At 45.8% G+C, this 21417-nt stretch carries 15 protein-coding genes and 1 pseudogene; 3 read left to right on the top strand and 13 right to left on the bottom strand.

Annotated features, from left to right (window positions below):
• Positions 1-142: 142 nt before the first annotated feature.
• From QUB26_RS02630 to QUB26_RS02595, 8 genes are all read right to left on the bottom strand, one after another.
• Positions 143-502, bottom strand: coding sequence for a hypothetical protein (locus QUB26_RS02630; RefSeq protein WP_333316446.1), 360 nt, complete (start codon positions 500-502; stop codon positions 143-145).
• A 1112-nt stretch (positions 503-1614) separates the two neighbouring features.
• The gene (locus QUB26_RS02625) at positions 1615-2307 is read right to left on the bottom strand and encodes a response regulator transcription factor (RefSeq protein WP_333052586.1); all 693 of its coding nucleotides are present in this window, start codon (positions 2305-2307) and stop codon (positions 1615-1617) included.
• Positions 2308-2512: 205 nt separating this feature from the next.
• Positions 2513-3340: a type I methionyl aminopeptidase gene (gene map / locus QUB26_RS02620; protein ID WP_333052584.1), complete on the bottom strand. Its 828-nt coding sequence runs from the start codon at positions 3338-3340 to the stop codon at positions 2513-2515.
• 451 nt (positions 3341-3791) lie between these two features.
• Positions 3792-5831 (bottom strand): response regulator, encoded by a 2040-nt coding sequence (locus QUB26_RS02615; RefSeq protein ID WP_333316444.1) that lies wholly within the window; start codon positions 5829-5831, stop codon positions 3792-3794.
• A gap of 7 nt (positions 5832-5838) precedes the next feature.
• Positions 5839-6564, bottom strand: a complete 726-nt coding sequence (locus tag QUB26_RS02610; protein WP_333240473.1) for a chemotaxis protein CheB — start codon at positions 6562-6564, stop codon at positions 5839-5841.
• A complete protein-coding gene (locus tag QUB26_RS02605; RefSeq protein ID WP_333239670.1) occupies positions 6518-7345 on the bottom strand; it encodes a protein-glutamate O-methyltransferase CheR in 828 nt (275 codons plus the stop codon). The genes QUB26_RS02610 and QUB26_RS02605 overlap by 47 nt, the downstream gene beginning before the upstream one ends.
• A 165-nt stretch (positions 7346-7510) precedes the next feature.
• The gene (locus tag QUB26_RS02600) at positions 7511-13327 is read right to left on the bottom strand and encodes a HAMP domain-containing protein (RefSeq protein ID WP_333316442.1); all 5817 of its coding nucleotides are present in this window, start codon (positions 13325-13327) and stop codon (positions 7511-7513) included.
• A 292-nt stretch (positions 13328-13619) separates the two neighbouring features.
• The gene (locus QUB26_RS02595) at positions 13620-15878 is read right to left on the bottom strand and encodes an FAD-dependent oxidoreductase (RefSeq protein ID WP_333316440.1); all 2259 of its coding nucleotides are present in this window, start codon (positions 15876-15878) and stop codon (positions 13620-13622) included.
• Between the two features lie 245 nt (positions 15879-16123).
• On the opposite strand from QUB26_RS02595, the gene QUB26_RS02590 reads away from it, so the two are divergent.
• From QUB26_RS02590 to QUB26_RS02580, 3 genes are all read left to right on the top strand, one after another.
• Entirely contained in the window at positions 16124-16552 is a 429-nt protein-coding gene (locus tag QUB26_RS02590) for a hypothetical protein (RefSeq protein WP_333239746.1), read from the top strand.
• Positions 16553-16640: 88 nt separating this feature from the next.
• Positions 16641-17405, top strand: a complete 765-nt coding sequence (locus QUB26_RS02585) for an aldolase/citrate lyase family protein (protein ID WP_333239662.1) — start codon at positions 16641-16643, stop codon at positions 17403-17405.
• Positions 17406-17593: 188 nt separating this feature from the next.
• Entirely contained in the window at positions 17594-18262 is a 669-nt protein-coding gene (locus tag QUB26_RS02580; protein ID WP_333156802.1) for a 2OG-Fe dioxygenase family protein, read from the top strand.
• A gap of 489 nt (positions 18263-18751) precedes the next feature.
• On the opposite strand, the gene QUB26_RS02575 is transcribed toward QUB26_RS02580, so the two are convergent.
• The 5 genes and pseudogenes from QUB26_RS02575 to QUB26_RS02555 all read right to left on the bottom strand — a co-directional run.
• Entirely contained in the window at positions 18752-19165 is a 414-nt protein-coding gene (locus QUB26_RS02575; protein WP_333183336.1) for a nuclear transport factor 2 family protein, read from the bottom strand.
• 188 nt (positions 19166-19353) lie between these two features.
• A pseudogene (locus QUB26_RS02570) lies at positions 19354-19479 on the bottom strand (Uma2 family endonuclease); the annotation flags it as partial.
• Between the two features lie 74 nt (positions 19480-19553).
• A complete protein-coding gene (locus tag QUB26_RS02565) occupies positions 19554-20549 on the bottom strand; it encodes an AEC family transporter (protein ID WP_333316438.1) in 996 nt (331 codons plus the stop codon).
• A 374-nt stretch (positions 20550-20923) separates the two neighbouring features.
• Entirely contained in the window at positions 20924-21130 is a 207-nt protein-coding gene (locus QUB26_RS02560; protein ID WP_333038077.1) for a glycogen debranching protein, read from the bottom strand.
• 94 nt (positions 21131-21224) lie between these two features.
• Positions 21225-21417, bottom strand: a 193-nt coding sequence (locus tag QUB26_RS02555; RefSeq protein WP_333316436.1) for a hypothetical protein, incomplete at its 5' end; no start/stop codon positions are given.

The raw sequence follows: 21417 nt of genomic DNA, 5'->3' as shown, positions 1-21417 counted from the left end.
ACATACTCTGTTATTCGCATATTTCCAGCAAAATCAACCGGATTTTACTGAAATCTTGATAATTGCTCAAATTCTACCCAGCAAAAAAGTCTTTGTTTGCGGGGTTCCCAGCCATCGCCAAAATCGCACAAATCCGATTCAGTTATTCGCATATTGCTGAAATCCGGCATTCCTTGCTTGACTGACCCCTTGCAGCGCTCAGATAAACTACGGGGGGCGGCTCATCAATTACAGCTTGAAGATTTTTGGTCATAAATTTACTAATCTCCATATCTAAAGTAGCTGCAAAATCAGGTTCATCCCAATCCTCGCTTTCTTCAATGCTGATGGTTGTTGGTGGCCCAATATCAAAATCTAGCTCATCGCCAAAATCCGAAACTTTCTTAATGGGCTCTATTTTTTGATCGGTATCAGTCGCTAAAGCTTGAGTTGTATTGGCTATTAGTACGATCGGCAGTGCTACTATGGCACTTATTGTTTGTCGCGCCGTGATTTTCCTCATGGTATCCTCCTGATATAAACTAAACTTTGGTACTACTATACATTCAACATCTGCGGCTACTTTCCATCGCTGTCAGTCGATTTTAGATTTGAGATTTTAGATTGACTCCACAGATGAATCTGAGAGCTTGAACTAGGGTGTAAAATTTTAGCCTGGGGGCCCAGAAACGGTTTTTTTTTACGAAATACTTTGTTACACACCGTAAATTAGGTAAAAAACCCGGTTTCTTTGTAGGAGTGCGTCCAGAACTGTAATTAATAGTGGCTTGTTTTTCCACAGGATATAACCTTATCTGTGACTTTTCGTGGCAAGTTTGCTTAACGGAGCATATCCGGTCAAGTGTTTGCTTTTCTATTTACTACGTGAAAACTCTTAAACAGTCAGGTTTTCCCGCTAAGTAATTCCCCGGTGTTTGCGAGTGTTTATCTCAGACTCAAAGCAAAGTGGGTGAGAAGTTCGATCGCACACCAGTTTTCGCACACCAGTTTTCGCACTCCCGCGCTGCCACCAGCAAGCTGATGTGACATACCACAGCCGCCGGATACCTGTCAATACTTATCAGGAAATTGGGTTTAAAACCCCGTCCTTCTAGGGCGGCTTTAATTTCTTAAATCCCTTCCTAAAAATCAGGAATTGCTGGTATTTGTAGTATACTAAAATAGTCAAGGTTAAACTCCTTTACCATCGTGAAACAGTTAAGACACACTTTTAGGTATAAACCGGGGGACGCAGAGCGGCGAAAACTCTTAAAACAGCTAAAGGATCAACGCATCCTTAAACCAGTAACAACAAACAATTTCTTGATTTGTTAAGTAGGGTAGGGCATACCCAAACTCGCTTGCTTGTATCCTAGTACGCTTTTGGAGATAGACCCTCTGGGGTAACAGTGAATTAGACTCGTCAATTTGTACTATTGTACGGTTGAAAGGTTTAAGGACTGCCGCAAGGACATGGTGCTTAAAGGTCAGTCGATGAATTAAGAATCCCCACGCCTTTAGGCTGGGGAGTGTCAAATCTTAACATTTCTAATTTTTTGCATAATTCTCGTTACCAGGAAGAGCCTGGTAACGCAGCTCGGCAAGCCACAGCCTCCAGCCAAGTCGAGAGGACTCCTATTTCGTCAAGCCGTGTTCGAGGGCGAAGCGAACCAACTCAGTACGGCTGTTAGTACCCGTCTTGCTAAACAAACGGCTGACGTACTTTTCCACATTACGCACGCTAGTTTCCAAGCGGCGGGCAATTTCCTTATTCATCAAACCTTGAGCAACCAAATCCAAAACACTTTGTTCTCGCGGAGTCAAATCAATTTTAATCGGCGAAGGACTTTGGGCGATCGAACTCCGCCCACTCAGCAAAGACTCAATTCTCGCCATTTGGCTTGTCAAAGCAGCAATATCTGGACTTTCAGGATTTTCGCTTGTCTCCTTAGCAGCCGCGCGGCGGGCTAGCAAATTGGTTACTATTGCTACTAATTCGTCAGGATCGAAGGGCTTAGAAAGATAAGCATCGCAGCCTGCTTGATAGCCTTGAATACGATCGCTCGTCATCCCCTTAGCAGTCAAAAACACCACGGGCAAAGCTTTATAGCGAGGATCTTCCCGCACTTGCTTGAGAAATTGATAACCGTCCACCTGCGGCATCATAATGTCTGAAATCACCAAATCGGGATTAGTCTGCTGCAAGAGTTCCCAGCCATCGCGAGCATTACTGGCAACCTCAACCGCAAAATCGCTATCTTCCAAATAAGCTTGTACTGCTTCCCGCAAGCCCGGTTCATCATCTACCAATAATAATCGTGCTGACATAGTTGTTACCCTTACGCTTTACCACTATTTTTTAATTTAGCCGAATTTAACTCTTCTTGTCACTCCATCCATCGCAGGAACTAAAAAAATTATTGTTCAACTCAAGAGTTTTGAGTGAGGTTTTGATCTAACGATTAAAAACTGATTAAATCTTTAATTCAAAACTCAAAACTCAAAACTCAAAATTATTGTTGAACCCTTCCACTTAAACTTTTGAACGATCGGTCAAAATTTCATAGCCAGTTTCTGTCACCAACACAGTATGCTCAAACTGAGCCGACATAGCATTGTCAACGGTTACAGCAGTCCACTTGTCAGAAAGCGTCCGAGTGTATTTAGAACCGGCATTCAGAATTGGTTCGATCGCCAATGTCATGCCCGCTCGCAATTTCACGTTCGGCATTTCCCGCGTGCGGAAATTGAAAACCGACGGTTCCTCGTGCAAATTTCGCCCGACACCGTGGCCCGTAAACTCCTCAACGATGTTAAAACCGTTGCTTTTGACATGATCTTCGATCGCACCAGCCAGATCGAGCAAATAGGCTCCCGCCTTCACTTGTTCGATGCCTTTGTAGAGAGCTTCTTCTGCGACTCGGATTAATTTTGCCGATTCGGGAGTCACTTCCACAACTGCGATCGTAATGCAAGAATCGCCGTGAAAACCTTGATAATATGCCCCCGTATCTACCTTGAGAACATCTCCGGCCCGAATTACCTTTTTGGGACTGGGGATGCCGTGAACAACTTCGTTATTAATGCTAGAGCAAATCGATCCAGGGAAACCGTGATAGCCTTTAAAACTCGGAGTTGCCCCCATAGCACGGATGCGTTTTTCGGCATAAGCATCCAAATCAGCAGTAGTCATTCCCGGTTTCACCATTTGGGAAATTTCTTTGAGTACCGTTGCAACGATTTTCGCGGCCTGCCGCATAATTTCGATTTCGCGTTCCGACTTAATTTCAATGCCTCGACGCTGTTTTTTGACTTGGGGTGCTTGAGTTGGGCTAGAAAGCAGACTGCTAAAAATATTCATGAATTGATTGGCGAGTAATTTTGTACTTTGACGGCAGGTTGAAGCAAAAAAACGGCAAATATCCAGTTTTTTGTGGAAAAACGGGTGTCTTGTTCCGAACTGTCGATCGCGTGTCCTTTAAGCTAGCTTAATATTTTTCTCACTAATCGGCACGGGATTGGGGGTCAATCGATTTTAGATTTTAGATTTTAGATTTTAGATTGAAGCATAGAGCCCACGAATAAATACGTTCGGCAAGTTTCATCGGATACAGGTTTTTTATTTCTGGACGGATGAATCACGTGGCGGGTATCCTGGATGCTTTGGGTCAACAAAGCGGTTTTAACCGCCGAGTCCGTTGGAAATCACCGAAGAACACTATTGTCCATCAGCCTTCAGGGACGGGCTCTCCTGCCCAACCCCTACTCCCCACAAGAAAATTTACTCTTTGTGGAACAGGCCGAAAAGCCTGTTATTGAGCATGGTGCAAGATGTGAGTTGGATCGGGATTTCCGAGCATCCCTGTGAGGTTAGCAATTGCGGCAATTAACTTATTTATGTCAACTGGTTTAGATAAGTGCATCTGGAAACCCGCTTCCAGCGCTTGCTGGCGCTCTTCCTCTCTCGCGTAGGCCGTCAGGGCGATCGCAGGCATCTTTCCACCCCTGAGCACTTCCATTTCTCTCACGCGCGCGATCAACTCATAGCCGTCTGCTTCCGGCATTCCAATGTCGCTCAGCAGCAGATCCGGCCAATAACTCTCCAGTGCAGCTAGAGCCCCGGCCACCGATGCCGCCGATCGCACTATAGCTCCTTCGTCCTCGAGTAAAGCAATCAAAAACTCCCGCGTATCATCGTCATCATCCACCACCAGCAATTGCAAATTAGTTAGAGTAGGAAGGGTCTCTGTCCTGTCATTGAGATCCGACCAATCATCGTCAGCAGCGACGGCGTTCCTCTGTACCACAGGTAAAGCCACCGTAAATTTCGCACCCTCGCCCGGATTATTCTCTGCTTGCACCTTACCGCCGTGCTGTTCCACCAAGTGACGGACGATCGCCAATCCCAGTCCCAAACCCCCGTAAGACCTAGTTGTGCTGCTATCAGCTTGGCGGAAGCGATCGAAAACATAAGGCAAAAAATCAGGAGCGATACCAATGCCGCTATCAATTATCTGAATTTGAGCCTCATCTCCAACAGACTCTAAGCGCACCTGTACTTTACCCTCTTGCGGACTAAACTTAATCGCATTTGACAGCAAATTCCACACAATTTGCTGCAAGCGATCGAAATCGCCGATAACTTCACCTACATTGGGACTGCACGTTAATTCTATGACTATTGATTTTTCCTCAGTCAGCGGCTGCAAAGAATCTATTGCCAGCTTGATCGCAGATTCCAACCGAATCGGATGCTTATTTAAATTTAGTTTCCCCCGCAGAATCCGCGAAACATCTAAAATATCTTCGATGAGTTGAGATTGAGATTTAGCATTGCGCTCTATTGTTTCTAGGGCTTTCTCTATAGTGTCTTGGTCAAATGTTTTGGTACGAAGCAGCCTAGACCAGCCGAGAATTGCATTTAAAGGAGTACGGAGTTCGTGAGAGAGAATAGCTAAAAATTCATCCTTCATCTGGTTAGCTCTCTCCGCTTCTTGCCGCGCCACTTGTTCGCGGATTAGTCGGCCGCGTTCTTCCTCTGCTTGCTTGCGGTCTGTGACATCTCTAACCGTACCCACATGACCGATCAGTTTTCCCAAATCCGAAAACATTGGCGACGACTGCACATTAATCCAACGCACAGTTTCGCTACCAGCTAATCGAAACTCGTTAGAATATTCCTTGCCTTCTTTAATCCAAGCTAACCAATGTGCTACTACGCGATCGCGATCTTCTTCATGAACTTCCCGCTGCCAAATATCTGCTAAACTTTCCTCCAGTGTTAACCCGCAAATTGCTTGACAACGGGGATTAATGTATGTACAGCGCCCTTCAACGTCAGCTAAGTAAATTCCCAGCGGCGAACAAGCACACAAAGTGCGAAACCGCTCTTCACTTTTACTTAGTTCACTATTAACAGCAGCTAACTGTGTTGCTTGCTGTTTCACCTCCACTGTTTTCTGGAACAATTCCACAAATACCCCCACCTTCGAGGTCAATATTTCCGGTTCCAAGGGTTTGAACAGGTAATCCACCGCACCCAGAGAATAACCTTTAAACACGTGGGTGTCATTACTGCTGAATGCTGTGATAAAAATAATCGGAGTCGATCGCGATCGATCTCTAGAGCGAATCAATGTTGCTGTCTCAAATCCATCCATTCCCGGCATCTGCACATCAAGCAAAATTACCGCAAAATCTTCATTAAGCAGACATCTCAGAGCCTCCGCGCCCGAATTAGCTTGTACTAGATGATAAGAGGGGCTGTTGAGGATAGCTTCTAGAGCTATCAAATTTTCTGGGCGATCGTCAACTAAAAGGACATTTACTCGATGGGGCGACTGCTGATTCATAATTTTTTTAATCTTTAATTCTTAGCAAATTGACTAAACAGGGAGCAATTTTAGAGAGGGGTAAAATCCAGTCTACTTCAACATTTGCGATCGCCGATGCTGGCATGGTTGGGCATAGAGCTGAAGCCGGTTCCTCCACGAATGTCAATCCTCCCTCAGCTTTAATTTTTGCCAGCCCTTCACTGCCATCCGAATTAGCTCCCGTTAAAATTATGCCGATAACTTTCTCCCCAAAGGCATCCGCAGCAGACTCAAACAGCACATCGATTGAGGGCCGCGCGTAGCAGACAGGAGCCTCAGTTGATAGTGCAAATGTAGGAGAAACGCGATTGGGAATTGGGGATTTTGAATTATGGATTGACTCCACTGCCACGCTCCCCCATTCTGTCAAGTTGTTTTCATACAGGCTAAACTCCTCCTCACAGGGCGATTCTATTAGCAAGTGATAGTCAGCAGGAGCCAAGTAAACCCGTCCAGGTGCGATCGGCTCTTTGTCTTGGGCCTCTGTGATTGGGAGAGAGCTGTGCTGTTGTAAAAAATCTGTCAGCCTATTCTGAGAACTCTTATGGCGGTGTTGGACAATAACTACAGGCAAAGGAAAGCTTTTTGGCAAATCTGCCAGCAGCACAGTCAGAGCCTCTAGCCCTCCCAAAGACGTGCCCACAACCACTATTTCAAAATTTTTTTTATTTAACTCTTCGGTAGAGTTTATCACTACTTTCAAGTGCTTCATAATATTTTTCATAAGGTGTAAAAATCAGAGACTCCTGATGACCCAGGCCTAAAACTCCAAACATTACCAGGCTCTCATAAAAAAGCTTGTGTACCCGCTCTTGGAGGTGTGAATTGAAATAAATCAGCACATTACGGCATAAAATAACATTAAACTCATTAAAAGAATTATCCGTTGCTAGGTTGTGGTGAGCAAAGACAATATTATCTTTAAGTGAAGAGCGAAAAATCGCATTTTCATAGGCAGCAGTGTAATACTCAGAAAACGCTTTCTTGCCCCCAGCTTGGTGGTAAAGTTGCGTATATTCTTGCATCTGTTTCAGCGGGAATATCCCACTTTTTGCGGTTTTCAAAACTAATTCATTCATGTCCGTAGCGTAAATCCGACAACGGTCATAAAGTCCTTCTTCTTGCAGCAAAATTGCCATAGAATAGACTTCTTCTCCCGTTGAACATCCCGCGTGCCAAATCCGAATAAAAGGATAAGTACGCAGCAGCGGTACCACTTTTTTTCTGAAACTAATGTAAAAGCTGGGATCGCGAAACATCGCCGTTACATTGACAGAAATGTCCAGCAGTAAACGGTCTAGGTAAGCAGGATTGTGGAGTACCTTTTCCTGAAGTGCAGACACAGTGGTGAGCCGTTCCGAGCGAATAGTGTTCCAAATACGGCGCTTGAGAGAGGCAAGAGCATAATTGCGAAAATCAAATCCGTAATAGCGAAACATTCCCTCTAGTAGGAGTTGAATTTCGATTGTTTCAAGTTCATGGCTTTCGGGCATTTTTAATTAGTTATTGGGAATTGGGCATTGGGACTTGGGGCATGGGGCATGGGGCAAACAGGTCATTGGTTAAACAGGTCATTGGGGATTGGGGAGTCTGTTATGAATAACAACTGCCAACTGCCAACTGCCAACTGACAACTGACAACTGACAACTGACTTCCCTTATCGATAAAGCCAGACACGCAGCAGCGAGAGCAACTGTTCCGTATCCACAGGTTTGGTAATGTAGTCAGACGCACCAGCTTCGATACATTTTTCCCGATCGCCCTTCATAGCTTTCGCAGTCAGAGCAATCATTGGCAACGAAGCAAATTGAGGCATATTACGAATTGCTTGCATGGTTTCGTAACCGTCCATCTCTGGCATCATCACGTCCATCAACACAATATTTATCTCAGGCGTATTTTGCAATTTAGCAATGCCCTCTCTCCCATTCTCAGCATACACAACTTCCATTTTATGGCGCTCCAGCATACTTGTGAGGGCGAAAATATTCCGCATATCATCGTCAACAATCAAGACTGTTTTGCCCGCCAGCGTCGAATCTGTTTGATACAATTGCTCTAGCATTTGGCGCTTTGGTTCCGGCAAATTTGCTTGGACTCGGTGCAAAAACAAAGCTGTTTCATCTAACAAACGTTCCGGCGATCGCACATCTTTAACAATTATTGTTTCCGCCATGCGCTTCAGTTGAGTTTCTTCGGATCTCGTCAACTCTTTGCCCGTATAAATAATAATCGGCAGACTTTTTAAAGCTGCATCTTGCTTGATCTGCTCAATCAGTTCAAAACCAGTCATATCTGGCAGTCCCAAATCGAGGACGATGCAATCAAAATGCCCCGATTTCAAAATTTCTAGCGCCTGTGCACCACTCCCCACAGCCGTTGTAGAAACATCGTGATTGCCGATTAAATCCACAATGCTCAGACGCTGTGTTTCGTCATCTTCCACGACTAGCAAATTCTTCACGGGCCGCTCCACAAACCCCTTAATATCAGTCAAAGCTTTGCTCAAAGCTTCGCGGCTGACAGGCTTTTGTAAGTACGCGATCGCCCCTAACTGCAAACTGCGCTGCCGCCCTTCTTCAACTGATACAATGTGAACCGGAATGTGGCGCGTACTTGGGTCGTGCTTCAAGCGATCGAGCACAGTCCAGCCATCCATCACAGGCAAATTTAGATCCAGCATAATCGCAGTTGGCTTGAACTCTCGCGCCATCGCCAAACCGATATCGCTCCGCAAAGCCACTAAACCTTTAAAACCCTGTTCCCGCGCCATATCCAACAGAATCCGAGCGAAGTTCACGTCATCTTCAATAATCAACAGCACGCGATCGTCCGGCTCAACATTTTCCCGGTCATCAGCGATAATAGGTGATGGATAAGGGGCGATCGGCAAGTTGAAATTCGGCGAAGGAACTGCTGAAGAAATAGCAGGCGGCAATTGAGCCGTTTGCTTACCCGTTCCCGATTCCTGATCGTTCATTATTCGCGATTCTTGGTAAGTTTGCGGCAGATAAAGCGTGAACTTACTACCCTCACCAGGGCGACTTGTCAATTTAATTTCTCCCCCTAACAGATTAGCGATTTCTCTACTAATTGACAAACCCAAACCCGTGCCCCCGTATTTGCGGCTAGTGCTACCATCAGCTTGCTGGAAAGCCTCAAAAATAACTCTGTGTTTTTCAGCAGAAATCCCAATCCCCGTATCGCTAACTGAGAAAGCCAAAACCGTAGGGGAACTCCTTAAACTTTCTATCTCTAAACTCCACCCTTCCCGCGCTACTTCGACACACAATTTCACCTCACCTCGCTCTGTAAACTTAAAGGCATTCGATAGGAGATTCTTCAAAACTTGTTGCAGCCGTTTAGCATCAGTATAGAGACCTTTTGGCAGCCCACCCTCAAGCTCTATTTGAAAACTTAACTTCTTATCCTGGGCGATTTGGCGGAAAGTTCGATCCAAATGATCTCGCAAGTCCGCAAACAACACTTGCTCAATTTCCACTGACATCGTGCCTGATTCAATCTTAGCGAGATCCAAGATGTCATTAATCAGCCCTAACAAATCTGTTCCCGCCGAGTAAATTGTGCGCGTGTATTCAACTTGCTTCATAGTCAAATTGCCTTCAGTATTGTCAGAAAGCAATCGAGCCAGAATCAACAGCGAATTTAGCGGAGTTCGCAACTCGTGAGACATATTTGCCAGAAACTCCGACTTATACTTAGAAGTTAGAGCCAACTGTTCCGCTCTTTCTTCCAACAACCCCCTCGCCTGTTCGATATCTCGGTTTTTCCGCTCAACTTCCTTATTTTGCAGCGCTAGCAATTCAGCTTGTTCTTCTAGTTCTTCATTCGTTTGTTGCAACTCTTCCTGCTGACTCTTCAACAGTTCCTCCGATGCGCGGAGTGACTGCGCTTGTTGTTCGAGACGCTTGTTAGTTTCCGTTAGTTCTTTTTGCTGAGTTTGCAACTCTTCTGCCAAAGACTGTGACTGTTTTAGCAACTCTTCCGTCCGCATACTCGCCGCAATTGTATTTAAAACAATGGCGATACTTTCTGTAAGTTGGTCGAGAAATGTCAAGTGTATTTCGCTGAAGCGGCGGAACGAAGCTAACTCGATTACTGCCGTCACTTCTCCCTCAAATAGTACGGGTAAAACCACGACATTCAACGGCGTCGCTTCTCCCAGTCCCGATCCAATTTTAACGTAGTTTTCCGGCACTTCAGTCAACAGTATTCGTTCCTTTTCCAGGGCGCACTGTCCTACCAAACCTTCGCCTAAATGAAATCTATTTCCTAACTGTTTGCGTTCGCGGTATGCGTAGGTACTTAACAGTTTGAGAAACGGATCGTGATCCACACCTTCCATCATAAAGAATACGCCATGCTGAGCAGAAACCAGCGGCGTCAATTCGGAGAGAATTAGTTTAGAAACAGTTTCTAAATCCCGCTGACCTTGTAGCATTCGAGTGAACTTAGCGAGGTTTGTTTTCAGCCAATCTTGCTCAGTATTCTTCTGCGTCGTCTCCCGGAGATTGGCGATCATCTGGTTAATGTTGTCCTTAACAATGGCAACTTCTCCTTCAGTGGCGACGGAAATTGACCTCGTTAAATCGCCTCTGGTAACAGCAATTGCCACTTCCGCGATCGCCCGCAGTTGAGTAGTCAAATTCGCAGCCAATTCATTCACATTATCCGTCAAATCTCGCCACGTCCCCGCCGCGCCCGGAACCTTCGCCTGGCCACCCAATTTCCCTTCAATTCCCACTTCCCGCGCCACAGTAGTAACTTGATCGGCAAACGTCGCCAGCGTATCAATCATCTCATTAATCGTATCTGCCAGAGTCGCAATTTCTCCCTTAGCTTCCAGCATTAATTTGCGCTTCAAATCGCCATTCGCCACCGCCGTCACAACCTTAGCAATACCCCGCACTTGCGCTGTCAAATTCCCCGCCATCGAGTTTACATTGTCGGTTAAATCTTTCCAAGTTCCCGCAACTCCTTTCACCTCAGCTTGACCGCCCAATTTACCCTCTGTTCCTACCTCCCGCGCCACCCGCGTCACCTCAGAAGCGAAAGAATTAAGCTGATCCACCATGACGTTAATAGTGTCTTTCAACTCCAGAATTTCGCCTTTGACATCAACGGTGATTTTCTTAGACAAATCGCCATTTGCCACCGCTTTCGTCACTTCCGCAATATTCCGCACCTGCGCCGTCAAATTCCCCGCCATCAAGTTAACATTATCAGTTAAATCTTTCCAAGTTCCCCCTACACCCCGCACGTAAGCTTGCACACCTAATTTGCCTTCGGTTCCTACTTCCCTAGCAACTCTGGTTACTTCAGATGCGAAGGAACTCAACTGATCCACCATGATGTTAATCGTGTTTTTCAGTTCGAGAATTTCACCTTTTACATCTACTGTAATTTTCTTGGACAAATCGCCATTTGCCACAGCGGTTGTCACTTCCGCAATGTTCCGCACTTGGGCGGTAAGATTTCCCGCCATCGAGTTAACTGAATCCGTTAAATCTTTCCAGGTTCCGGCAACTCCTTTAACTTCAGCTTGCACGCCTAATTTCCCTTCGGTTCCCACTTCCCTAGCCACCCGTGTTACTTCCGATGCGAAGGAATTTAATTGATCCACCATCGTGTTTACGGTGTTTTTTAACTCCAGAATTTCACCTTTCACATCGACAGTAATTTTCTTAGATAAATCGCCATTTGCCACAGCAGTAGTAACAGCCGCAATATTCCGTACTTGTTCGGTCAAACTACCCGCCATAAAATTAACTGAATCCGTTAAATCCTTCCAAGTTCCTGCTACACCTCGGACATCGGCTTGACCGCCCAATTTACCTTCGGAACCCACTTCCCTAGCAACTCTGGTTACTTCTGATGCAAAGGAATTAAGCTGATCCACCATCACGTTAATGGTGTTTTTCAGTTCTAAAATTTCGCCTTTAACCTGTACCGTAATTTTTTTAGATAAGTCACCGTTAGCAACCGCCGTCGTCACCTCAGCAATGTTGCGAACTTGTGCTGTTAAATTGCCGGCCATTGAGTTAACAGAATCCGTTAAATCTTTCCAAGTTCCTGCTACTTCTTGCACTTCAGCTTGGACGCCTAATTTCCCTTCGGTTCCCACTTCCCTAGCCACCCTAGTTACTTCCGAAGCAAAGGAATTCAACTGGTCAACCATCGTGTTGACGGTGTTTTTGAGTTCGAGAATTTCCCCTTTCACATCGACGGTAATTTTCTTGGATAAATCGCCCTTTGCCACAGCGGTTGTCACTTCAGCGATGTTGCGGACTTGTGATGTCAAACTGCCTGCCATGAAGTTAACACTATCAGTTAAATCCTTCCAAGTTCCCGCAACTCCTTTAACTTCTGCTTGACCGCCGAGTTTGCCTTCGGAACCCACTTCTCTCGCCACCCGCGTTACTTCAGATGCGAAGGAATTTAACTGATCCACCATGATGTTAATCGTGTTTTTTAACTCCAGGATTTCACCTTTAACATCTACTGTAATTTTCTTAGATAAGTCACCATTTGCCACAGCAGTCGTCACTTCTGCAATGTTCCGTACTTGTGCGGTAAGATTTCCCGCCATCGAGTTAACTGAATCCGTTAAATCTTTCCAGGTTCCTGCAACTCCCCGCACTTCAGCTTGCACGCCTAATTTGCCTTCGGTTCCTACTTCCCTAGCAACTCTGGTTACTTCAGATGCGAAGGAACTCAACTGATCCACCATGATGTTAATCGTGTTTTTCAGTTCGAGAATTTCCCCTTTAACATCTACAGTAATTTTTTTGGATAAATCGCCATTTGCCACAGCAGTTGTTACTTCCGCAATGTTCCGCACTTGGGCTGTTAAATTCCCTGCCATTGAGTTAACTGAATCCGTTAAATCTTTCCAGGTTCCGGCAACTCCTTTAACTTCTGCTTGTACGCCTAATTTTCCTTCGGTTCCTACTTCCCTAGCCACCCGCGTTACTTCCGACGCAAAGGAGCTCAACTGGTCTACCATTGTGTTAACAATTTGCGCTGTTTGGAGGAATTCTCCTTTGAGGGGTCTGTCTTCTATTTCTAAGGCGATGGTTTGCGATAAATCTCCTTTTGCTACGGCCCGAATTACTCTGGCCGTTTCAGAGGTTGGTTGGACTAAATCTGTAATTAAGGTATTGACAGAATTTACGCTAGATCCCCATGACCCCTCGGCGTTGCCGATGGTGGCCCGCTGGGCGATTTTGCCTTCTTTACCGACAACTGTGCCGATGCGATCGAGTTCGGCCGCCATTCTCTCATTGAGATCGATAATGTCGTTAAGTTCGTCAGCAATTTTTCCCGCTAGACCAGTCTGATCTATGGGCATCCGAACTGAAAAGTCCCCTTTTTTGACAGCTACTAAGGTTCTGAGTAACTGTTTGGCATAAGCATTATTGGAATTGGGGCTTGTTATCTGTGCAGTTGACATGACCGTTACCTTTGGGGAGTTTGAAGGGGGAGGGGGGAATATTTTTGAGATTATTGATATTATCGGACTAAAGCAGTGTCTGATTGCTTATATCGAAAGATAGATGACAAATTGCTCTTGATCCGATATTTAGTTCTTGGTTATTTTATACTGGTTAGCAGGTTGTTCTTGGTAACGAGTTAATTGTGGGGTGTCAGGAACAGGCCCGAAAGCCTGTTCCACCCTGTTCCACAAAGAGTGAATTTTATTGTGGGGCGGGCAGGATGCCCACTCTACAGATTACCAACTGCGATTATTTCCAATTTTGCCACGAACTATTGAAAATAGAAGTACCCGGAAAGGCGATGGGATTAGCATTTTGTTGCAACCGCAACTGCAAAACTTCCAAGTTCGGTTCGCGGGATGGCAATTCGTCCACTAATTCATAAGGGAGAATCCCCTTTTCTAGGGAAAAAGCAGCCGTAACTCCCGCCGCCACACCGGCAGACCATTCAAAAGAATGCACTCGATAAGCAGCGGCCGCTGTGTGGCTAACAGCAATACTTTTACCTGCCACTAACATATTGTCAATTTTCTGAGGAATCATTGCCCGCAGCGGAATTTGGAAGGGATAAGCTTGCCCTTGACCTTTGCGAGTGCCTTCGCGTTCGGTATTTCCCGGTGCTTCCGGCGGACTGTTGGTCATGCAGGGGTGAAAGTCGATCGCATAATGACCAATACCCACAGAATCAGGATAAATCGTAGCGCGCGATCGCGATTTTGTATCCTCAACAGATTGACTTCCCACAGCCAAAGCCGGCGCATTCAAACCACCCACAGCCAACCACAACTTCCGATACTCTTCCTCCGACAAATTCTGGCGGTAAAAATCAGCCCTAAAGTCAGTGCGAGACATATCAACTTCCCACACCGTAAAACCTTGAGCCTGATTGAAACTCGGCCGCCCAATAATGCGCCGGCCCTCCCGCATATAAGGATATTTAGAAAGTCCGTGCACCGTCCCCATCGGCGAATCCAACCCGCTCAAAAAACGATTGTTTGGATAAGGCTTTTTCACTCCATCTCCTAGCTGCGAGTCAGTAGTTCCTGTTACCAACCAGTAGAAAAATCCTTTGGCATTTTCCTCTCCTTTTCGCAAAGTTTCCGTTCGCAAACCGCCCATCCATCCCCCCGGTTGCAGTTGACCGGCTGCTGACAACTGCGCGCGAGTGTAAATTAAATTATCTTGAGAATTGCCGGGACGATAGTCATTGCCCCAAGTCCAGTTTTGCATCGAAATATCCCCCGGATAAATCGGGAATTGCTTCGGGTCTGAAGGTCGCTTTTGATCCGGTCTCATGCTCCTGATTTGGCGGTAGCTGAAAACTAAAGGAAAGCTAGCCAATCTCTGCAATTCGTAGCTGTAGTAAGGAGCGTATTGTTGATAAAAAGATGGCACTTGATGCTGCTGCGGTTCCTTCGTTGCCTCCATCGCAAAGGTGTAGGTAAAACCTTGAGTGCAGTAAGGGTCGCCGGTTGGGCTGGCGGAGGAAGGTTCCAGAGGGGAACGCGGGTCAATTCCGAGGCGGTAGGGAACATCGGCAAGTCCGATCAATTCACCTGTTTCTGTGGCATCTACAACATACCAATCAGCACCCCCCCTAGCCCCCCCTTGTAAAGGGGGGGAACTGGTGGAATTCCCCCCTTGTAAAGGGGGGGAACTGGTGGAATTCCCCCCTTGTAAAGGGGGGGAACTGGTGGAATTCCCCCCTTGTAAAGGGGGGGAACTGGTGGAATTCTCCCCTTGTAAAGGGGGGGAACTGGTGGAATTCCCCCCCCTTGGCAAGGGGGGGTTAGGGGGGGTTCCAGATGCTTTAGGAATAAACCGAATAATAGTTTTGTTAAATCGTGCAGAATTTTCGTAGCGATAGGCATCTTCGATAGTCTGAGAAAGAGTTTCGCTGTTGATTGGCGGGGTGTTGGCGGCTGGTTTGTGTTGAATGGCGATCGCACTTTTAATTTGTTGGCCCCCAACCGCATTCCCCGCGACAGCAGGAGTAATTGCTAGTTCTTTAATAACTGTATTGGGAAACCACTTCAGCGTGCCTTTGCCTTTTCTAGCGGCATCCTGCAAGATGTTAAATAGAATTTTGTGACCGTCGTAGGGCATGAAACACGAATAGCTAACCCAACAGCCTCCGGGATTTAGCCGCCCGTAATGTTGCTCGATCCGCCGCCGCAATTCGAGGTAGCCACGGGGGTAAAATAAGAGCGATCGCTGAGTATCTCTTTCATCGAGTGCGGAAGTTCCCTGGGAGGAAATTTGACCGCCTACCCAGTCAGTAATTTCAGTCAGGCAAACTGTGCGCCCCGCCAGCAAACCTTCGTAAGCGGTAGCAGCGCCTGCGAGCCCGCCGCCTGCTACTAGAATGTCGCAAGTTTCTGCATTGTCTGGATTACGCCCAGGTTCGGCAAATACTGGCGAAATGCTCCCTATCGCGGAAATTATGCCCAGGGTGAGGCTAAGGATCGATCGACCTTTGAGCACCAATAGATACTGTCGAAGTTTCATCGGAGATTGTGGAATTAATTTTGACATAGCGCGAAAAACACTCATCCCATCTAAATGTTTATTTTGCAGTATACTGGTATTTCGCGCTGTTGTCAGGGAAAACTTTTTTAGAGAAGAGGCATTAATACCAGCAACAACTATTGAACAGCCGGATGAACATTATGCTCAAGATAGTCAAATTTTTTAGGTTATTTATTCCGTTTGAGAGTTTAACAATTACTACCAGTTTAACTTTTTCGGAAGTTGTGTCCCGGTTGGAGGAAGTTGTCACTCCTCCCAAACTTTTTAGAGTAACACTACCCTTTGGCCCGCCACCTGCAAAACCCTATGAAGGAACAATCTCTGGCAAAAAATTCAAAATCAATCGCATCATCATCGGTCGCAAGTCATTGATCCCAATTATACAAGGAGATATACATCCTCAAAAGTTTGGTTGTTATATAAAAATTAGGATGACTTTACATAAAATAGTTCTAGGATTTCTGATTCTTTGGCTGTGGACAACGGGCAGTATTGGAATGTTTTCTTTATTTGCTTGGTTAGTCGAACCATCCGTGGGAGCCATATTTTTACCAATTTTAGGAATGTTTCTTTTTGGCTGGCTTTTGTGCTTGATTCCCTTTAAGATAGAAGCAAAAGCAGCTATAAAATTTTTGTCTATTCTCTTAACATAAAGTAATTTATAACTGCAATAGTGTAGCTGTATTATTAAAAATAATCTGGGTTCATCGGCATTCCCCCCAGTTAAAAAACTCCAAATTTATGCGTCAAAACCAACTGAAACAAAAAATTAAACAAGGCGAAACAGTCCTCGGTTTATTTATGAACTGCCCTTATCCCGCATTCATAGAAATCTGCGGTCACGCTGGATTTGATTTTGCCGTCATCGACATGGAACACGGCCCCCTGCACCCGCTTGCTGCTGAAGATTTGTGTCGCGCCGCCGACTGTACCGGAATTGCACCGATTGTTCGCGTCAGCAAAAACGACGGGCCACAAATTCAACGAGCTCTCGACATCGGCAGTGCAGGGGTTCAAGTACCTCAAATTGAAAGCAAAATCGATGCCGAAACCGCTGTCAAAAGCGCTAAATACAGTCCTCTGGGTACGCGAGGCCTTTCCTTCGCTACGCGGGCCGGACTTTACACCGCCGCAGGTACAAATATCACCGACCGACTCAACGAAGAATCCTTAGTTGTGATTCATGTCGAAGGCAAAGGCGGCATCGACAACCTGGCAGAAATTGTTACTGTGCCAGAGGTGGACGTGATTTTTCTAGGGCCTTACGATTTGTCACAGTCGATCGGCATTCCCGGCCAAGTCCGCGATCCCCGCGTCATCGACATGATGCAGGAGGCAGTGCAAACCATCCGCAAAGCAGGCAAAGCCGCCGGTACTTTTGCCGAAAACCCCGAAATCGCCCAGCAGTGGATTGATGCTGGCGTTCAGTACGTCACACTTGGGGTCGATGTTGCCGTTTTCCTGCGGGCCTGTCAGTCGCTGGTGAAAGCCGTCAATCGATTTTAGATTTTGGATTTTGGATTTTGGATTAAAAGAAGAACCAGCCACCGGATTCATTTTGCAAGCTTTACGATATCTTTGCAATTTTTGTAGTGTCTTTTACGACACATACAAAAAACCTGCGCTAGAGTAGAAGCATACACCTCCTCCAGGCAAAATTAGGGAGGGGAGCAAGGCTTCAGGGAGTAAAATCTATGAAAACCGTATTAGAATCCATTCATTTGGATTATGCCTTCATGTTTACTTTCAAAAAAGTAAACTCGATTAAGCTAGAAGGTTTCAAGGAATTTTTTGACGATATGCCTGTCGATCCGTATGTGAAAGGTAAGTATCGTTCGAGAAGATTATCGCGGTTTGCAGTCAACGGAAATGAGTTAGTTAAGTTACCTCACGGCTATTTGTATCAAAGCAAAACATACAATCCGCTAGTGGGTGATATCAGGCGGGAATTTGCCGAATTGGACGATCGACTAATCGCCCTCGATAATTTCAAACAGATGATTTTTGCTTTTTTCGATTCCTGCAAAATTCACCCGGAAGCTGAAATCGGCATCCATCAAATCAGGACGACTTGTTCGCCAAACAATTTCGGCAACCCCGCACCGGAAGGCATTCACCAAGACGGTACTGACTTTATCGGGATTTTCTCGGTGGACAGAACTAATATTGTAGGCGGGGAAACGCATTTGTACTTGGCTAAAAAAGAGAAGCCTGTTTTTAATAAAATTCTGCATCCGGGAGAATTGCTGCTAGTTAACGACCATGAGTTTTTCCACTTTACTACGCCGATTAAACCGGAATCTGAAGGAGTGGGAACCAGGGATGTCTTTGTGCTGACTTCTCCGAGTTTGCTTTGCGATTGAGGAAAGTTGAGCAATTGCGCGTCTTTCGTTCGTAGTGAGGGCTTTACTCCTCTCTCTGGCGTTTAATCAATAGAGTTCTTGCAAAAGTCAAATTCACCCCCCTTAGTCCCCCCTTATTAAGGGGGGAAACAAGAATAATCTTGCCTCTTCCCCTGATTAAAGAGGAGGGTTGGGGTATGGTGCTTTGTATTTTTGCAAGAGTTCTAATCATGACTCAAGTCCTTACTACAAACCTTTCGTTCGTAGTGAGGACTTTAGTCCTCTTTCTGGCGTTTAGGATCGCGAATTAAATAATTTACACAAGTTTGTGGGTTGGGCGTCCCGCCCGCCCTTTCTGGACGGGCGGGACGCCCATCCCACAAGAACCATCACGCATTCTAAGTTATTTAATTCTCATTCCTTAGTCAATCATGACTCAAGTCCTGACTACAAACCTGCGTATTTTCCTAAAAAGCCAGGTTTATGCCTCTAACAACTCACAGATAAATCTTATCGAAACTTCCGTTCTGACTCTTGAATGGGAACATCATTAATACTAGCTTCACGTCTTCGCATTAACCCATTTTCTGCAAATTCCCACTGTTCATTACCATAGGCGCGATACCAGTAGCCAGAATCATCGTGCCACTCATACTCGAAGCGCACAGAAATCCGATTCTCTGTAAAACTCCACAGTTCTTTCTTTAAACGATAATCTAATTCCTTTGCCCATTTTCGTCTTAAAAAAGCCTTGATTTCTTCCCGTCCGCTGAAGAATTCGGCACGGTTTCGCCACTGAGAATCTTCCGTATAAGCTAAGGCTACTCGTTCTGGATCGCGGGTATTCCAGGCATCTTCAGCAGCTTGAACTTTGGCTTTAGCCGTTTCCAACGTAAAGGGCGGTAGAGGTGGTTTAGTTTCCATCAGCTTTGTTTTTTGTGATTAAAAAAGATAAGGTACGGGATGCTCGCGCTACAGAGAGAGTTTTGGGAATTTGATATCAATCCTCAGCATCGGGATCGATTCCCATTGCTCGCAGTCGCTAACTACAGCCAACGGAGTACAATCGCGCTCTTGCTCTCCATTACGGCTAGCAAATCCCAAAACATCCAATCTGCCAGAATGATGCTCTGGGGATGCTCGTAAAAATTTTTCACAAACGTACCGTTGGAGTCTGGCAGTTGGGCATAGTCGGGGAATGTACGAGGCCGACTTCTAGCAGTTATTGTCTCGTTCATCGTCTTTTCCGTACAGTTATTGTTTATTCTACTGCGAAATTTTAGATCCAGCCGATTGTAGACTCCAGCTAATATTAACTAAACCCAGCTAACCACAAGGGAAGCATCAACAGCAACCCGACAGAAGTGATGGCGATGCTACTAGCTAACAAATCGCGATCGAGCTCGTAGACTTCTGCTAAAATCAGCACAGAAAGAGCTGTGGGCGTTCCCGACATCAACACCAACACGAACCTCGGATCGCCGCTCAATCCGAAATAACTAGCACCCAATCCGATCAGCACCGGCACAATTACCACTTTTAACAGCGACGGGATTAACGCCAGTTCAAAACTTTCCCATTTTTTAATAGACCTCAGCCGGATGCCAACCAGCAGCAAAGCACTGGCAATTACCACCCAAACAGCAGTCTGCAATCCCGATTCCACTATTTCGGGCAGGGGGATGTTTCTAGTATAAAAACCAATTAAAAATGCCCACAGGGCGGGAACTGTCAGCACGTCCCGGATCTGAGTCCACCAGTGATTTTTTTGCTCGGAGTTCCCAAAATAGCTAGCAATAAATACACCGAAACAATAAGTGCCAATAACGTTGTTAGTGACGCTGTACAAGACAGCCCAGTTGTTGTTATCGGTGCTGATGATAGACGGGGTGATTGCTAATCCAACAAAGCCCGTATTCCCTAACATCGCAGCTAGGAGAAAACTGCCTTGGCTCGATCGCTTCAGGGAATTAAAATTTACTAAAAATAAATTTACTAGAGAATTTTTGCCCTGAAAATAGGGCTTTTGGATGTGGGCCGCACTCAGCCTACGCAATAATACCCAAGTCAGCCAAGCAAAACTCGTACTCAGAAATAACACGAATATGGCGATCGCCGGTGTGAATCCCACAGCACCAGAAAATTCGCTGTGACGGGCTAAAACTAGAATTTGCAGCGGTATCCCAATCCAGAAAAGAAAGTAGCTCAGCAGCTTGGGAAAATTAACTGGGATGTACCGAAACAGCAGCAGTCCCAAGCCCGTCCAGATAACTAGAGGCGTATAAGCGTGAAATAAGGTTTCAATCATAAAAATTTAACTAGACAATTGGAAATGCCTCTATCTATTAATAGTAATGCTAAAATCAGTTTAAAAAATGCAAATTGTCGTTAGCGGAGCCCTCGAAAAGGACCGCACTGGCACGCTTTTTCGTCCTAGCGTGTTCGCAGCAGTGCCAGCCCGAAAATTTCCGCCCAAATTCCCGCAGCTTCCAGGGCACAATCCTCAGATTCTCCGCGCCAAATGATGGCAGGTTTTTGCCTTCAGATTCACAAAACTTCTGTTAATTTCACAAGTGTGCGATCGAGCTATCTTACCTTGGACGAACAGATTTCCCACGTTTTCCTGCCGTTTCAAGCGAACGGAAACAGGGGGAGACTAAAGCTGCTGATGACTTGCACTCATTAATTCAATTTCAAAGCATTAACAGGCACCTCATCCCAAGAACTAACAGTCCGCAAAGTAGCAACCCAGCCCTGCTGTTTTTGCTCTGCCGTCAAATTCTTCTCAAAAGATTCGTGGCAATCCTTCGCTTGAGTCTCATCGCAACAAGCAATGCAAGAATAAAGAATGCCCGACGGATCGATTTGCTCGTTTACCCAAATAATCACGATCTACTCTCCCAATTAACTTAACTCTTATCTAAATTTTCCTATATTTTTGTCAATTAATTAGGTAGGTATTAATTAACCCCAGTGCGGCATTTTAGCTTAACAGGCAAGATGCCTGTTCCACATACAGGCAAGATGCCTGTTCCACATACAGGCAAGATGCCTGTTCCACACACAGGCAAGATGCCTGTGCCACACACAGGCAAGATGCCTGTTCCACACACAGGCAAGATGCCTGTGCCACACACAGGCAAGATGCCTGTTCCACACACAGGCAAGATGCCTGT

Source organism: Microcoleus sp. B4-C1 (genome assembly GCF_036705285.1).
Classification (GTDB): Bacteria; Cyanobacteriota; Cyanobacteriia; order Cyanobacteriales; family Microcoleaceae; genus Microcoleus.
The sequence above is the reverse complement of the archived record's forward strand: the minus strand, read 5'-3'. Positions and strand labels throughout refer to the sequence as shown.

Bases quoted from the DNA above. Each gene is read 5' to 3' on its own strand.
- QUB26_RS02630 (WP_333316446.1), bottom strand. From the start codon at position 502: ATGAGGAAAATCACGGCGCGACAAACAATAAGTGCCATAGTAGCACTG.
- QUB26_RS02625 (WP_333052586.1), bottom strand. From the start codon at position 2,307: ATGTCAGCACGATTATTATTGGTAGATGATGAACCGGGCTTGCGGGAA.
- map (WP_333052584.1), bottom strand. From the start codon at position 3,340: ATGAATATTTTTAGCAGTCTGCTTTCTAGCCCAACTCAAGCACCCCAA.
- QUB26_RS02615 (WP_333316444.1), bottom strand. From the start codon at position 5,831: ATGAATCAGCAGTCGCCCCATCGAGTAAATGTCCTTTTAGTTGACGAT.
- QUB26_RS02610 (WP_333240473.1), bottom strand. From the start codon at position 6,564: ATGAAGCACTTGAAAGTAGTGATAAACTCTACCGAAGAGTTAAATAAA.
- QUB26_RS02605 (WP_333239670.1), bottom strand. From the start codon at position 7,345: ATGCCCGAAAGCCATGAACTTGAAACAATCGAAATTCAACTCCTACTA.
- QUB26_RS02600 (WP_333316442.1), bottom strand. From the start codon at position 13,327: ATGTCAACTGCACAGATAACAAGCCCCAATTCCAATAATGCTTATGCC.
- QUB26_RS02595 (WP_333316440.1), bottom strand. From the start codon at position 15,878: ATGAAACTTCGACAGTATCTATTGGTGCTCAAAGGTCGATCGATCCTT.
- QUB26_RS02585 (WP_333239662.1), top strand. From the start codon at position 16,641: ATGCGTCAAAACCAACTGAAACAAAAAATTAAACAAGGCGAAACAGTC.
- QUB26_RS02580 (WP_333156802.1), top strand. From the start codon at position 17,594: ATGAAAACCGTATTAGAATCCATTCATTTGGATTATGCCTTCATGTTT.
- QUB26_RS02575 (WP_333183336.1), bottom strand. From the start codon at position 19,165: ATGGAAACTAAACCACCTCTACCGCCCTTTACGTTGGAAACGGCTAAA.
- QUB26_RS02565 (WP_333316438.1), bottom strand. From the start codon at position 20,549: ATGATTGAAACCTTATTTCACGCTTATACGCCTCTAGTTATCTGGACG.